This is a genomic window from Shinella sp., assembly GCF_035998705.1.
Lineage (GTDB): Bacteria > Pseudomonadota > Alphaproteobacteria > Rhizobiales > Rhizobiaceae > Shinella.
Genome location: NZ_DASYHH010000011.1, coordinates 123,788 through 137,619, shown reverse-complemented (window position 1 = coordinate 137,619; position 13,832 = coordinate 123,788). Strand labels below are relative to the sequence as shown.

Below are 13,832 nucleotides of genomic sequence, written 5' to 3'. Positions count from 1 at the left end.
GACGGTCAGGCTTAAATCTCTATCAGGTTTGCGCCGCTGTCTGGGGGTCGTCGAACGGACTTTTGCATGGCCGGGTCGATGCCGCAGACCGGCAAAGGACTTCGAGACATCCATCGCTTCAGCACAAGCCTCCTTCAAGACAAATCAACTCGCCACGAGGCTGGGATATCGTTCAGGCAGAGCGACGGCGTAGCGTTCGGGGCCGATTTCCGCAAAGAAATTACGGGCCAGCTCGGTAAAGCGGCGGAGGAAGACCGGCTTTGCGCCTCCGTATCGATCCGCGATCACCAGGCGTGGCGTCGGCAGGATTTCGATCAGGGGCCGGCGTACGAGCCGGTCGCTATCGGGGCTTCCAAGCCCGATGGGGCGCATGTTGAGGATCGACATGCCAAATCCCGAGGCCACGGCCGCGCGAACGGTGTCGTAGCCGCGCGTGCGAAACGAGATCTGCGGTCTCTGGCCTGCGAGATCGAAAAGCGTCACGAGATATCCGGAGGTCTGCGGCAGGTCGAGCAGCACCAGGGGACGCGTCACCAGTTCTGCAAGGTTGAGGCATTCCTTCTGGGCGAGGGGATCGTCGACATGAAGCAGGGCATGCGCCGGCACATGGGCGAGGGTTACGGCATCCGAGGGAAGGCCGGGGCCGATGTCGTAGGCCACGATCGCATCGACCATGTTCGTTTCAAGCCAGTCTAGGAGCTGCGGCTGCTCGCCCTCGAAAAGTTGGATTTCCGTGTCGTACCCCGTGACGAACCGATGCAGGAGCTCCGGCATGAACAGGGCGCCGAAGGGCTCGAAACAGCCGATCTTCAGGACCGGCGGCATCCCGGATGTGAACTTGTCCATCGTGCGCTCAAATTCTGCTTCGGCGGCGAGCAGGCGCCGGGCTGACGCGATGAAACGCTCGCCAGCCGGTGTGAGCGTGACGCCCTTGGATGGGCGCCGGTCGAAGAGCCGCGAGCCCATCTCGCCTTCCGCCTGGCCCATCGCCGCCAGAATGGACGATTGCGCGATGCGGCAGGCGCGCGCCGCAGCCGATATGGATCCCGTCTCCGCGACAAGCGCGAGATAGCGAAGCTGGCGTAGGGTCAGGTTCATTCATCTATTCCATGCATCAATCAGCATCATATTTTGTATTTTATAGAATGCACTGTTTCGGTCATGCTGTCTTCACTGGTTTTCAGGAGGAAAGACGCCGTTGAACAGCCGCCAGTCCATTTCGCCCATCTCTGATGCGCCTGACCTTTGCCGCATGGATGTCGCCACCTTGACCGCGGCCTTCGGGTCCGGTGCGCTTTCACCGGTGGAGGTCACCCGCGCGGCCCTTGCCCGGGCCGAGGACGTCCAGCAGCGTTTCAATGCTTTCACCCTCATCGATCATGTGGGCGCGCTGGAGGCTGCCCGCCTGGCCGAAGCCCGTTGGCGGGCAGGCGCGGCGCTTTCGGCCATCGATGGCGTGCCCGCCACTCTCAAGGACATCGTGCATGTCGAGGGGTGGGCGGTGCGATATGGAAGCCGGGCAACCGATGCCGCGCCGATGACCCGCGACGCGCCCTCCGTAGCGGGCATGCGTGCGGCCGGGGCCGTCTTCATCGGCCAGACCACGACGCCGGAATTCGGCTGGAAGGCCGTGACCGACGGTCCCGCCTTTGGGATCACGCGCAATCCATGGAATCCGGAGCGGACGCCGGGCGGCTCCTCCGGTGGCGCGGCCGTCGCTTCTGCGACGGGCGCTGGCGTTCTCCATCTCGGCACCGATGGCGGCGGATCGATCCGGGTGCCGGCGGCCTTCACCGGAACCTTCGGCCTGAAGCCGACCTTCGGCCGCGTCCCGGCCGATCCGCCGAGCGTCTTCGGAACGGTCGCCCATATCGGTCCGATGACTCGCAGTCCAGCCGATGCGCGGGCGATGCTTTCCGTCATGGGGGGACGAAGCCTGCGAGACTGGAGCCAGCCCTGGGGCGACATGCCCTCGCTCGATGCTCGACCCTTCGACTGGAAGGGGCGAAAAATCGCTCTCTGGATGACGCCGCCGACGGGATCGCTCGATCCCGCCATCGAACGGGTTGTCCTGGATTCGATCCGGCAGATCGAAGGGGCAGGCGCAATCGTCGAGCCTGTTCGACTGCCAGGCGACGGCCTGCTCGACATGTTCCACGCGCACTGGATGACGGGGGCCGCAAGCCGTCTCGCCCAAATCCCGGCCGATATGCACAAGGGCCTCGATCCCGGTTTCATCGAGGCTGCGGCGGAGGGACGCCGCTTCAGTCTGCTCGACTATATTTCCGCCCAGCAGGCCCGGGCCCGTTTCGGTGTGGCGATGGATCGTCTGCTTGGTGACTACGATCTCCTTCTGTCCCCGACGACCGCGTGCCTGCCTTTCGCGGCCGGGCGGGAGGTGCCGGAGGGCTCCGGCCTGTCGCGGTGGACCGAATGGGCGGGTTTCAGCTACCCGATCAACCTGTCGCAGCAGCCGGCCTGCACCCTTTCCTGCGGAATGGCCGAAGGACTGCCAATCGGCCTGCAGATCGTCGGCCCGCGCGGCGCAGACGGCTTCGTGCTCGATGCCGCCGAGGCGGCCAGCCGCTTCATGGGAGGACAGTGATGCCGGATATCGTCTCCCTTTCCCTCAATGCGCTGACGCTGATGAGCATCCTGATGCTCGTCGCCCTGGGGCTTGCGATCATCTACGGCCTGATGGGCATCATCAACCTCAGCCACGGCGAGTTCGTGACCATCGGGGCCTATACGCTGTTCACGGTACAGGCGGCCGGCGGCTCGTTCTGGCTGGCGCTCATCGTGGCGCCGGTAGTCGGCTATCTTCTCGGCACGGTTCTCGAGGTTACGGTGATCCGGCGCCTCTACGACAGGCCCATCTCCACCATTCTCGCCACCTGGGGGCTGAGCCTCATCCTGCAGCAGGCGATCATCCTGACCTATGGCGCCGCGCCCCGGCCGGTGACCGCACCGTTCGAGGCTTCGCTGCACGTGCTTGGCACCCCGTATCCGGCCTACCGGCTCTTCCTGATCGTTTTTGCCTTTGCGGTCATGGCGGTTTGCGTGCTGGCCTTTCGAAAGACGCCCTTCGGCCTCGATGTCCGAGCGGTGATCCAGAATGCGGGCATGGCGCGGGCGCTGGGCGTGAATGCCGAACGGGTCTATCGCCGGGCCTTTGCCAGCGGAGCGGCGCTTGCGGCCCTCGCTGGCGTTCTTATCGCTCCGCTCGTCGCGGTGACGGCTCTGATGGGCGTCAATTATCTCGCGCGATCCTTCTTCGTCGTTCTCGTCGGCGGTGCAGGCTCCATCCCCGGTGTCGTCGCCGGGTCGGCCTTCGTGGGAGGGCTGGAGTCGCTGCTCTCCACTACCGTACCGATCACCGTGGCGCAGGCCAGTGTGCTGATCCTTGCGGTCGTCATCGTGCGGTTCCGTCCGCAGGGGCTGGTGCCGGCATGACGCAACGAGACAAGTCCTGGCTTTTCATCACCCTTGCCATCATGGCGGCGCTGACGACCTATCCGGCATTCGGTTCGTTTTCCGGCGTCTCCGGCCTTCGCGACATCCTGCTTTTCGCGCTCTTCGCCGTTTCGCTCGACTTGTTCTGGGGGCGCACCGGCGTCCTCTCCTTCGGCCACGCCACCTTCTTCGGTGCAGGCGCGTATGGAATGGCGATAATGACGATCCACATGGCGCCAGGCACGGCCTGGGGCAGTCTTGCTGGGCTTGCCTTCGGCGTCGGCCTTGCCGGCGTGGTCGCGCTCGCCGTCGGCTATTTCGTCATCTTCGGCGGCGTGCGCGGCGCCTATTTCACCATCGTCACGCTGGCCTTGACCCTGATCGCACAGCAGATCGCCATCGGCTGGTCCTCCATCACCGGCGGCGATGCGGGTCTGATCGGCGTTCCGCCGCTCACCCTCGGCGTGCCGATTACCGGCAAGGTCTTCTATTACCTCGTGGTTGCCCTGCTGTTCGGTATTGTGCTTACCCTTTGGGCGGAGCTGCGCGGCCAGAGGGGGCTCGTTCTAAAAGCAATCGAGGATGATGAACGAAAGGCCCAGACGCTTGGCTACAATACGTCGCTTCACCTGCTCGCGGTCTTCGTTCTGTCCGGGCTGATCGCGGGGCTTGCTGGCGCGCTCTATGTCACGGGAACCGGCTTCGTCGCACCCGACATGATCGCTCTCCTTCTCTCGACCGAGGTCATCATGTGGGTCGCGGTCGGCGGTCGCGGTTCACTCATCGGCGCGGTCGTGGGTACGATGATCGTGTGGCGGCTGCAGCAGGAGGTCTCCACGCTCAGCGCTTCGGCCTGGCCGCTGTTCATCGGCGCGTTCTTCCTCGCCATGGTGTTCTTCTTCCCCGATGGCTTGCCCGCTGCCACGCAGAAACTCTGGGCGCGCTGGAAGACAATAAAGGATGGGAGGGCTGCATGATGGTCGGCGGAGAGTTGCGCACGGAAGGTCTCGGCCGCCACTTCGGCGGGCTGGTCGCGGTGGAGGGTGTCAGCGTAACCTTTAGCGCAGGGGAGGTCTCCTGCGTGATCGGGCCAAACGGGGCCGGCAAATCCACCCTGCTCAACATGATCTGCGGTGCGATCGCGCCGAGTTCCGGGCGTATCGTGTTCGATGGCAAGCCAATCGATAGGCTCTCGCGGCATGCGATCGCCCGCGCCGGCATCGCCCGCAAGTTCCAGGTTCCCTCGGTCTTCGGTTCGTTGACGGTCGCCGAAAACCTGGCCGTGGCAGGTGGTGGCGACACGGAGGGAGTGATGGCACGCACCGGGCTTGCCACCGAGCGCGATACCCGCGCCGCTGTGCTGGCCCACGGCAAGAAGCAATGGCTGGAAATCGCCATGGGGTTGATTCGCAAACCGCGACTGCTGCTCCTCGACGAGCCGACGGCCGGTCTATCGCCCGAGGAGACCCAAGCGGTGGCCGACCTTCTCCTGTCGCTTCGCGGCACATGCACTGTCGTGGTGATCGACCACGACATGCATTTCGTGCGGGCGCTTTCCGCCAGGACCGTGGTGATGCACCAGGGCCGGCTTGTCGCAGAAGGCGATTTTGCGACGATCGAGCGCGACCCGATGGTGCGCGATATCTATCTGGGGCGTGCGTAATGCTGGATGTGAACGATCTGCGCGCAGGCTACGGCAGCACCGAGGTTCTACAAGGCGTCACCCTCTCAGTCCGAAAGGGCGAGGTCGTATCGATCCTCGGCCGCAACGGCGTCGGCAAGACGACCCTGATGAAAGCCCTGATCGGCCTCAACCGGCCCTGGGCGGGACAGGTTGCGCTGAGCGGCAGCGCCGTTGCAGGCCTGCCGCCGGAAAAGATCGCGCGGTCCGGCCTTGCCTATGTGCCGCAGGGTCGCGGCATCTTCCACAAGCTCTCGGTGATCGACAACCTGACGATGGGCACGCGTGCCCGCCGGGACCGCAGCGCGACGGTGCCCGCCGAGATCTTCGAGATGTTCCCGATCCTTGCCGAGCGCCGCAACCAGTTGGGCGGCACACTTTCGGGCGGGCAGCAGCAGCAGTTGGCGCTTGGCCGGGCACTCGCCGCCGCGCCGGATTTCCTGCTTCTGGACGAGCCGTCCGAGGGTATTCAGCCGAACATCGTTCAGATGATCGGCGATATCCTGCGCAAGCTCGCAGCCGAAAAGGGGCTGGGCGTGCTTCTGGTGGAACAGAACCTCGATCTCGGCCTCTCGGCGGCCGACCGTGTGCTGTTCATGGAAAGGGGGCGCATCGCGCACGAAAGCGCACCGCAGACGCTCGAAGAGGAGACACTTCACCGATATCTGGCCATCTGAAGACGCCCGGATGGCCGGAATTGTATCAAGGCGAACAAAAAGGGGAACTATAATGACACTCATCACCCGCCGCCGCGCGCTCCAGGGCCTTGCCGGCATCGCCGCCGCCTCGACGCTTGGCGCACCGTCCATCCTGCGCGCTGCCGACACGATCAAGCTCGGCTTCCTGTCGGGTCTCACCGGCCTTGAAACCATTCTCGGTGAAACGCAGCTCCACTGCTTCGAGCTCGCGGTGGAGGAATTGAACGCGGCCAACGGCATTGGCGGCCGCAAGATCGAATATGTCGTCGAGGACGACCAGACCACCACCCGCGGCGCGATCGAAAAGGCGCGCAAGCTGGTGTTCGAGGACGAGGTCGCCGCGACCATGGGCATGATCGCCTCGCTGGAGCATGTCGCCGCCCGCTCGGTCACCAGCCCGGCGAACCATATCCTGATGTACTCGACCTATTACGAGGGCGGCGTCTGCGACAGGAGCTTCTTCTCGACGGGCCAGGTGCCGAACCAGCAGATCGCGCCGTCGCTCGGCTGGCTGACAAAGAATACCGGCAAGACGGTCTTTGTCATCGGCTCCGATTACATCTGGCCGCGCAATTCGGCCGAGGTCATCAAGACGGAGATCGAAAAGCTCGGCGGCAAGCTGCTCGGCGCCGAATTCGCACCGTTCGGCACGCAGGACTTCGCGCCGATCTTCGACCGTGCGCGGGCGGCCAACCCCGATTTCATCTGGATGATGGTGGCGGGTGCGGATGTCATCACCGCCCTGAAGCAGTACCAGTCCTTCGGCTTCAAGCAGCAGCTCTTTTCCAATGCGCTCGACGAGTTGTTCTCCTTCGCCCATCCCGAGTTGACGGCTGGCGCGCTTTCCAACCAAGCGTATTTCATGAAACTCGACACGCCGCGCAACAAGATCTTCACTGAGGCCTTCGCCAAGAAACACGGTGCCGACAAGCCGATCAACGCCATCGGCGAGGCGGCCTATGACGGCGTCCACCTCTATGCCGCCGCTGTGGAGAAGGCGGGATCGACAGACAGCGATGCCGTGATCAAGGCGCTGCGCGAAGTGGAGTTCGATGCCCCGCAGGGTAAGGTGAACTTCGCCGCCAACAACTGCCTGCGCGCAAATTCCATCCTTGCCCGCGGCACGCCTGACGGCCATTGGGAAACCGTCGAGAATTTTGGCCAGATCGACCCGGATGTACCCGGATGCACCCTGAATTGAGCGACATTCTCACCTCGGCGAAGGCGGCAAGAGCCGCCTTCCTCTCTGGCGCGGCAAGTGCCGAGGAGATCGCCCGGGCGATGCTGGCGGGCATCGCCCGGGAGAATCCCCGGATCAACGCGTATCGCGAGATACTGGAGACAACGGCGCTCGCCGAGGCACGCGCGGCCGACGCTACAAGGGCGGCAGGCCGCGACGTGGGGCCGCTTGCAGGGCTCTGCGTGGCGGTGAAGGAAAACATCGACACGGTGCCGGCGCATGCAAGCGCCGGTATGCGCTTCCTGCGGAACCGGAAAGCATCGGAGGATAGCTGGATCACCGCACGGCTGCGCGTGCTTGGCGCGACGATCGTCGGCACCACGATCAGCGACCCCGGCGCCTTCGGGGTGCGGACCGCCGAGGTGGTGCACCCGGCCGATCCTGGTCTCTCCGTCGGCGGCTCGTCGGGCGGTTCCGCCGCGGCACTGGCGGCCGGGCTTTGCCATGCGGCAATCGGCACCGATACCGGTGGATCGATCCGCATCCCTGCCGCCCTGTGTGGCGTCGCGGGTTTGAAACCGAGTTTCGGCCGATGGTCGCTGGCCGGTGTCTGGCCGCTCGTGCCGTCGCTGGATCATGTCGGTCCGATGGCCCGCACGCGCGAGGATCTCTCGCTGGTCGTGAACGCGATTGCACCCGACCTGTCGCCCGGCTCCGCCGCACGGCATGTCGTCTTCGATCCTGACTGGATTGCGGAGTGCGCGGGCGACGTACAGGAAATGTTCGCCGAAACGCTGAAAGCGTTGGAACGCGCCGGCATCACGCTGTCCGAAGCCCACCTCCCTGCGCTCGACCAGGTGAGGGGCGTTCACAGCACGATCTTTTGCGTGGAGACGGCTGCCTTCTACCGCGGTTTTGTCGTCCCCGGTGCCGAATTGCCGCAGGAGGGACGGGGTGCCATCGATCATGCGGAATCGATCAGCATGTCGGCATACCTTGCCGCCTGCCGCGACCGTCAGCAGATGCGGGAGATGGTCGATTTGATCCTTGAAGAGGGCGTGGTAATTGCAAGTCCCACGACGGCAATGGCCAAAGCATCAAAATCTGCTGCAAAGCTGGACGTCGGTGGAAAGGCGCTGGATTTCACCTATGGGCTGGTCCGGCTGACCTGCCTCTTCGATCATACTGGTCATCCCGCCGCGGCATTGCCGGCAAACGGCGGCAGCCTGCAGGTCGTCGCCGCTCGAAATGACGACCATGGAGCGTTGGCGCTCCCCCTCGAGTAGCGGTACGCGCCTGGGCTCAGCAAGTTGAATACGTGGCGTCGGTGCCAGTGCCATGCCTGTAGCGGGTAGTAGGCCAGTCGGCAGGTGCCCAATCTGCTTAAGCCGATAACATCATCCTACGGCATGTTGCCATGGCAGCGGGCATCCACCCGCCTGCGCCTGGCCGAGGAAATGCTGACGGAGTGGGCGATTATTGTCTCTTAAGCTCGTCGCGATCGACGTTCGCCCGATCCTTTGCGCCGGAATATTCCGCAATCCCTGAAGCCATGGCGAAGTAAGGAGCGGACCCGCGCGGCTGCAGTTCCCGCCGCGGCGCCCTGCCTTTTTGCCATGTGTTTTTCGCATGGATTTTCAGAAAAAAAGCATTTCAGTTTATGACGCGATAACGCAAGGATCGGATGCAAGAGGAGTTCGGGAGGAGACGGAAATGTCAGGAAGGTACCATGTGCCTGCCGCGGAAGGGCCGCTGCCCGCAGCGTTTGACGACGGGATCGCCCGTGTGAACGGCAGGGGTATCTGAGGACATGGCATCGAATTTCGGTCGGCGGTCCGGCTTCTTTGCGAAGACCGCCGCACTTCCTTTTCTTGTGCTGATCACCGGGGTCGGAGGCTATTCTTGGGCGCAGGTCGTCCTGATGGCTTTGCCAGGCGCCTTCGCAGCGCTCGCCTATTTTCTGCTAAGCGTGAGGTGGAAGCATGACCGCAGGTCGCCCTGCCATCAAGGCCCGAACCGTGGCCGATGCGAAGCTCCGCCGACGCAAGGACGTGACAGATATGGCCTCGACGCCGTTCTAGCGCCGCTGCTGCTCGTCTTCGTTGCGCCGATTGCGTGGATGATCATGCTTTCCTTCCAATCGGATCGGGCCGTCATTTCCATGTTCTGGGAGCTGGATCTGACGCTGGGCAATATCACCGCCATTCTGGCAGACGACCAGCCCTTCCGTGCGCAGCTGGTCAACAGTCTTCTCATCGTGGCGGGTGTCGCCGGCTCCTGCGCGGTGGTCCCGATGCTGCCGCCGATATTGCCGCAACCGGCCTGAAGGTTAGAGAGAAACGTTGAGCAACGGTGCTCACCGCCATCGTGACTTCCGTCATTCGTGTCGCCATGACAAAGGTTCAAGCAGTGCGGCTCTTCCTCCAGCCGGGCGATGCGGTGCACGACAAGTCTGCTGTCCTCGATTTCCTGGGCCCCGATCTTTGAAGTCATAGGCAAGCTCGAGGACGTCTGGCAGAACCGCTAGAGTTTGTCAGGGAAAAGTGGGAACCGGTTTTCCCGACAAGACAAACGAAAACAAAAGAAACTAGAGTATGTCCGGTTCAGTCTGAACCGGACATACTCTAGGATCGAAGTGCAGCATTGCCAAAGGGCCGCAGAGCGACGAGCTTGAAAAAGCCGGCCAGATCAAGGTTTTCAACCTGGTCCACGTGAGCTAGCCGTTCGGCTTCGCACCAACTTTCGATGCGCGACAGGTGAAACGCCGCACTGAGGCCACAGCGCCTTGCAAGCGGCTCAAACGTCCTCTCGACCCGTGTCTGTAGCGGACCGCCGCGGCTGATGCGGCTGGCAATGAGGATAAGTCCTTCTGGCCGGACAACCCGTGCACATTCGCGCAAAACGACGTCGGGTGCTTCGATGAGGGTCAGGACGAAGGGGAGGGTAACGACGTCGAACGTGTCCGCCGGGAATTCGAGGTGATGCGCATCCATGATTTGAAGACTGGCGACATTTCGCAGGCAGTGACGCGCGGTCCTTGCCTTTGCCCTTTCGAGCATCTCCCGGGAGACATCTATACCGATGACCCGGCATGCCGACGGATAGTATGGCAGACCCAGGCCCGTTCCCACACCGATCTCGAGGACATCGCCGCCATGCCGGCCTGCAACCTGTGCCAAATGCCTGTGCGCTCGCCGCAATATCCTGGCGTAAATGGGATCGTAGACCGGCGCCCATCGTCGGTAGATCTCGCGTTGTCGTTCGGTTCCCGACATTCCATTCTCCTTCGGGTTATGCGCACATGCTCAGCCACAGCGCGCCGGTAAAACACAGCGTCGCAAGGATCGCCGCGCCGTTCGCCAAGGCGCCGATCCTTGCCAGAGACAGAACCCCCGCGTTTCGGCTTGTCCTCCACGACAGCCCGATGAGAACGAGGACGATGGCCGCGGTTGTCGCGATCAGCACCAGGCGAAGCGTGGAGATCGAGCCGATCATCTGTTCGTTCCAGCCCATTCTGCAACCGGTTGCTTGAACGGCATAAAGCAATAGGAAGCCGGCGGCCCAGCCGACCCAGGTTGCGAAGAGACCGAGCAAGGGGTTTGCGCTCATGTTCCCGCTCCATCGGTTAGAAGTTTGAGAATGAACGGGAATGCCATGGCGATCAGACCCGTGATCAAGGTGAAGCCGTGCCAGAGCCGGGCTAGACGCAGGTCGAGGTTCCGGCGGGCGGAGACATAGCCGCATTTGACGCGCCAGAAGCAGAACAGTGATAAAATCAAACCGACGGAAACATGAAGGACGGCGTAGCTTTTTATGGCGAAGATGCTCGCCGCAGCCGCATGCCGTGTCGCCTCGCCATGGATATCGACGAGAAAGACCACAAGGATGGTCAACGCGGCGCTATAGGCCAATGCGGCGATGCAGAGGTTCCTCGCCGTCCGGCCCGTGTCGGAAAGGCGAGCCTGGCCGAAAGCTGCAGCGACGACCAACGCCGCCATGCCTGCCAGGCAGGTGAAGACGTCGAACGGGATGCCGAGGCCGGGCGGCCAGTTCGGCGCGGATAGCCAGAGGAAGAACACACCGAAGATCAGCGATGCATAGAGCGTGGCGTCGGCGGCGAGCGTAAAGACCATCGCCCAGTAGGAGGGCGGCTTTTCGGACTGGTAGTGATGCGGCAAATCCTGGCCGTGGCCGATCGGAAGCTCTGCGAGATCGGACGTCAGGCCGCAATCGCGGGTCCACAGGATGAACAGCGCGACTATGGCCAGGAGTGCGACGGGGGCGAGCCAATAGAGCTTCAGGAGGAGAAGCCCGAAGAAGCTGCCCGTCGCGACCGCCGTCAGCAGGGGAAGGATGGTTCTCTTCGGCAGGACGATCACCTGTTGCGGCCTTCCCGTCACCATGTCGACGCCGAGCACCTCCATCCAGCCGTTGCGGGCGGCGCCGAGATAGCCTTTGCCCGCTGCCAGCGCCGGGCCCAGCGCGTCGGGGTCCAGCCGGTCGGCCCGCTCGGCGATTTCGGGAAGCGACGCGAAGGCATAGGCGGGTGGCGGGGTGGGCATTGCCCATTCCAGCGTGCCGGCGCCCCAGGGATTGCGGCGGAAAGGCTTGCCGAAGACGGCGAGCAGAAGGAGGTCGAGCGCGACCAGCGCAAAGCCCGTCGTCATGATGAAGCCGCCCATCGAGGAGACGAAATTCAGCACTTCCCAGCCGGCCTCCGGCGGATAGGTGGAGATGCGTCGGGGCATGCCGCGCAGGCCGGTGAGATGCATGGAAAAGAAGGTCAGGTTGAAGCCGATGAAGACCGTCCAGAAGGCGGCGTGCGAGAGATGCTGCACGGACTGCCGCCCGAAGATATGGGGTAGCCAGTAATAGGCCGCCGCCATCATGGGGAAGAAGAAGCCGCCCACCAGCACGTAGTGGAGATGGGCGACGACGAAATGGGTGTCGTGCGCCTGCCAGTCGAAGGGCACCATGGCAAGCATCACGCCGGTCAGCCCGCCGAGCACGAAGACGAAGAAAAAGCCGAAGACATGCAACATGGGCACCGACAGGCGCGGCCGGCCATGGGCGAGCGTGGCGAGCCAGGCGAAAATCTGCACGCCCGTGGGCACAGCGGCCAGCCCGCTGGCGGCCGAGAAGAAGGAAAGGGCGACATGGGGAATGCCGACCGTGTACATGTGGTGGACCCAGAGGCCGAAGGAGAGGAAGGCGAGGGCGATGACCGCGGCCACGACGATCTCGTAGCCTTCCAGCGGGCGGCGGGCGAGCGTCGGGATGATGGTCGATAGCGCGCCGGCGGCTGGCAGGAAGATGATATAGACCTCCGGATGGCCGAACAGCCAGAACAGATGCTGCCACAATAGCGGGTCGCCGCCACGGTTCGGATCGAAGAAGGGCAGGCCGAAGGCGCGCTCGGCCTCCAGTAGGATGGAGCCGAGGATGAGCGGCGGAAAGCCGATCAGCATCATCCCGGCGACGATCAGCATATACCAGGCGAAAACCGGCATGCGGGTCAGCGACATGCCGGGCGCGCGCAGCTTGAGGATCGAGACGAGGATTTCCACGGCGGCGGACAGCGCGGAAATCTCCACAAAGGTGATGCCGAGCAGCCAGACGTCGGCGTTGATGCCGGGGGTATAGGTGGACGAGGAGAGCGGCGTATACATAAACCAGCCGCCGTCCGGCGAGACGCCGGCGACAAGCGCGCCGACGAGAAAGGTGCCGCCGAAGAGGTAGCACCAGTAGCCGTAGGCGGACATGCGGGGAAAGGCGAGGTCGCGGCTTCCCAGCATCTTCGGCAGCAGATACATGGACAGCCCCTCGAAGAAGGGGATGGCGAAGAGGAACATCATCACAACGCCGTGCATGGTGAAGACCTGCGCATAGGCGGCAGCGTCGAGGAAGGCGCTTTGCGTTGTCGCGAGCTGCGTGCGGATCAGCATGGCCAGCACGCCGCCGATGGCGAAGAAAACGAGCGCCGTCAGCATGAAGCGCTTGCCGATGACCGTGTGATTGACCGCCTGAAGGCGCCCCCAGCCGGGCGGCGTGCCCCAGATGGCGGTGAGTTCGCGATGGAGGCTGAGCGCCGACGTGCGGGGTCTGGTCGTCATCGCGGGGCCTCCCGCTCAAGTCCTGCAAGGACGGTCTCGAATTCCTCCGGCGGGTGGGCATGAACCTGAAAGAACATGCCCTCGTGGCCGGTACCGCAATATTCCGAGCAGACGCCGCCATAGATGCCGGGGCGGTCGGCGAGGATGCGCACCGTCGCGGCATGGCCGGGGATCGCGTCGATCTTGCCGCCGAGGCGCGGCACCCAGAAGCTGTGGATGACATCGTCGCTGGTCGCCGTGACCACGATTGTCCTGCCGGCCGGGATGTGAAGCACCCCGCGGCTGGCGCGTGCGTTGCCCGTGTAGCGGAAGTCCCAGCGCCACATGCTGCCGTGCGCCTCCACTTCGAGGGGTGTGCCTGTCCTGGCCGTCAGGATGTACTCGCCACGCATCAGGCCATGACCGATGAGCAGAACGAGCGTGACGAGTGGAAAGGCGACGCCGCCGATCCAGATCCAGCGCGAGGGCGGGACCTGCCGTCCCGATCCGGGCCGGAAAAGGATGAGGAGGAAAAGGCCGAGGACGGCAAGAAAGATCACGGAAGCACCCGCCAGCATCAGCCACCAGAGATCGGCGATAGCGACGGCGAAGGGGCCGGCAGGGTCGAGCGCGGAGAAATCGCCGGTGCAGCCGGCAAGTGGCAGAGCCGCGCAGAACGCCAACATGGCGCGGAACCCGATGGCTTGCCGCATGTTTATCGGGGAGAA

14 protein-coding genes are annotated in these 13,832 nt (G+C 63.8%); 9 read left to right on the top strand and 5 right to left on the bottom strand.

Annotated features, from left to right (window positions below):
* Positions 1 to 144: 144 nt before the first annotated feature.
* Positions 145 to 1,098 (bottom strand): LysR family transcriptional regulator, encoded by a 954-nt coding sequence (locus tag VGN93_RS09740; RefSeq protein ID WP_327507339.1) that lies wholly within the window; start codon positions 1,096 to 1,098, stop codon positions 145 to 147.
* Positions 1,099 to 1,198: 100 nt separating this feature from the next.
* On the opposite strand from VGN93_RS09740, the gene VGN93_RS09735 reads away from it, so the two are divergent.
* The 9 genes from VGN93_RS09735 (at position 1,199) to VGN93_RS09695 (ending at position 9,499) form a co-directional block, all read left to right on the top strand.
* Positions 1,199 to 2,605: an amidase gene (locus VGN93_RS09735; protein ID WP_327507337.1), complete on the top strand. Its 1,407-nt coding sequence runs from the start codon at positions 1,199 to 1,201 to the stop codon at positions 2,603 to 2,605.
* Complete coding sequence (locus tag VGN93_RS09730; RefSeq protein WP_327507336.1) at positions 2,605 to 3,453, top strand: branched-chain amino acid ABC transporter permease; 849 nt, start codon at positions 2,605 to 2,607, stop codon at positions 3,451 to 3,453. Before VGN93_RS09735 ends, VGN93_RS09730 begins: the two co-directional genes overlap by 1 nt.
* Positions 3,450 to 4,430, top strand: a complete 981-nt coding sequence (locus VGN93_RS09725; RefSeq protein WP_327507335.1) for a branched-chain amino acid ABC transporter permease — start codon at positions 3,450 to 3,452, stop codon at positions 4,428 to 4,430. The genes VGN93_RS09730 and VGN93_RS09725 overlap by 4 nt, the downstream gene beginning before the upstream one ends.
* Positions 4,427 to 5,116 (top strand): ATP-binding cassette domain-containing protein, encoded by a 690-nt coding sequence (locus VGN93_RS09720; protein ID WP_327507334.1) that lies wholly within the window; start codon positions 4,427 to 4,429, stop codon positions 5,114 to 5,116. Before VGN93_RS09725 ends, VGN93_RS09720 begins: the two co-directional genes overlap by 4 nt.
* The gene (gene urtE, locus VGN93_RS09715; RefSeq protein ID WP_327507333.1) at positions 5,116 to 5,811 is read left to right on the top strand and encodes an urea ABC transporter ATP-binding subunit UrtE; all 696 of its coding nucleotides are present in this window, start codon (positions 5,116 to 5,118) and stop codon (positions 5,809 to 5,811) included. The genes VGN93_RS09720 and urtE overlap by 1 nt, the downstream gene beginning before the upstream one ends.
* A 52-nt stretch (positions 5,812 to 5,863) precedes the next feature.
* Complete coding sequence (locus tag VGN93_RS09710) at positions 5,864 to 7,033, top strand: substrate-binding protein (RefSeq protein ID WP_327507332.1); 1,170 nt, start codon at positions 5,864 to 5,866, stop codon at positions 7,031 to 7,033.
* Entirely contained in the window at positions 7,030 to 8,298 is a 1,269-nt protein-coding gene (locus tag VGN93_RS09705) for an amidase (protein WP_327507331.1), read from the top strand. Before VGN93_RS09710 ends, VGN93_RS09705 begins: the two co-directional genes overlap by 4 nt.
* A gap of 524 nt (positions 8,299 to 8,822) precedes the next feature.
* Positions 8,823 to 9,338: a hypothetical protein gene (locus tag VGN93_RS09700; RefSeq protein ID WP_327507330.1), complete on the top strand. Its 516-nt coding sequence runs from the start codon at positions 8,823 to 8,825 to the stop codon at positions 9,336 to 9,338.
* Between the two features lie 26 nt (positions 9,339 to 9,364).
* Complete coding sequence (locus tag VGN93_RS09695; protein WP_327507329.1) at positions 9,365 to 9,499, top strand: hypothetical protein; 135 nt, start codon at positions 9,365 to 9,367, stop codon at positions 9,497 to 9,499.
* A gap of 137 nt (positions 9,500 to 9,636) precedes the next feature.
* Here VGN93_RS09695 and VGN93_RS09690 read toward each other — a convergent pair whose 3' ends face one another.
* From VGN93_RS09690 to coxB, 4 genes are read right to left on the bottom strand one after another with little or no spacing between them, the layout of a single operon-like run.
* On the bottom strand, positions 9,637 to 10,287 hold the full coding sequence (locus tag VGN93_RS09690) for a class I SAM-dependent methyltransferase (protein WP_327507328.1): 651 nt from the start codon (positions 10,285 to 10,287) through the stop codon (positions 9,637 to 9,639).
* A 16-nt stretch (positions 10,288 to 10,303) separates the two neighbouring features.
* Positions 10,304 to 10,621 carry a hypothetical protein gene (locus VGN93_RS09685; protein ID WP_327507327.1) on the bottom strand — a complete coding sequence of 106 codons (318 nt, stop codon included), beginning with the start codon at positions 10,619 to 10,621 and terminating at the stop codon, positions 10,304 to 10,306.
* A complete protein-coding gene (gene ctaD, locus VGN93_RS09680) occupies positions 10,618 to 13,125 on the bottom strand; it encodes a cytochrome c oxidase subunit I (RefSeq protein ID WP_327507326.1) in 2,508 nt (835 codons plus the stop codon). The genes VGN93_RS09685 and ctaD overlap by 4 nt, the downstream gene beginning before the upstream one ends.
* Positions 13,122 to 13,790 (bottom strand): cytochrome c oxidase subunit II, encoded by a 669-nt coding sequence (gene coxB, locus VGN93_RS09675; protein ID WP_327507325.1) that lies wholly within the window; start codon positions 13,788 to 13,790, stop codon positions 13,122 to 13,124. Before coxB ends, ctaD begins: the two co-directional genes overlap by 4 nt.
* Between the last annotated feature and the right edge of the window lie 42 nt (positions 13,791 to 13,832).

Excerpts from the sequence above, each read along its gene's own strand:
- VGN93_RS09725 (WP_327507335.1), top strand. The coding sequence starts at position 3,450 with ATGACGCAACGAGACAAGTCCTGGCTTTTCATCACCCTTGCCATCATG.
- VGN93_RS09685 (WP_327507327.1), bottom strand. The coding sequence starts at position 10,621 with ATGAGCGCAAACCCCTTGCTCGGTCTCTTCGCAACCTGGGTCGGCTGG.
- VGN93_RS09690 (WP_327507328.1), bottom strand. The coding sequence starts at position 10,287 with ATGTCGGGAACCGAACGACAACGCGAGATCTACCGACGATGGGCGCCG.
- coxB (WP_327507325.1), bottom strand. The coding sequence starts at position 13,790 with ATGTTGGCGTTCTGCGCGGCTCTGCCACTTGCCGGCTGCACCGGCGAT.
- ctaD (WP_327507326.1), bottom strand. The coding sequence starts at position 13,125 with ATGACGACCAGACCCCGCACGTCGGCGCTCAGCCTCCATCGCGAACTC.
- VGN93_RS09730 (WP_327507336.1), top strand. The coding sequence starts at position 2,605 with ATGCCGGATATCGTCTCCCTTTCCCTCAATGCGCTGACGCTGATGAGC.
- VGN93_RS09710 (WP_327507332.1), top strand. The coding sequence starts at position 5,864 with ATGACACTCATCACCCGCCGCCGCGCGCTCCAGGGCCTTGCCGGCATC.
- VGN93_RS09740 (WP_327507339.1), bottom strand. The coding sequence starts at position 1,098 with ATGAACCTGACCCTACGCCAGCTTCGCTATCTCGCGCTTGTCGCGGAG.
- VGN93_RS09700 (WP_327507330.1), top strand. The coding sequence starts at position 8,823 with ATGGCATCGAATTTCGGTCGGCGGTCCGGCTTCTTTGCGAAGACCGCC.
- VGN93_RS09720 (WP_327507334.1), top strand. The coding sequence starts at position 4,427 with ATGATGGTCGGCGGAGAGTTGCGCACGGAAGGTCTCGGCCGCCACTTC.
- urtE (WP_327507333.1), top strand. The coding sequence starts at position 5,116 with ATGCTGGATGTGAACGATCTGCGCGCAGGCTACGGCAGCACCGAGGTT.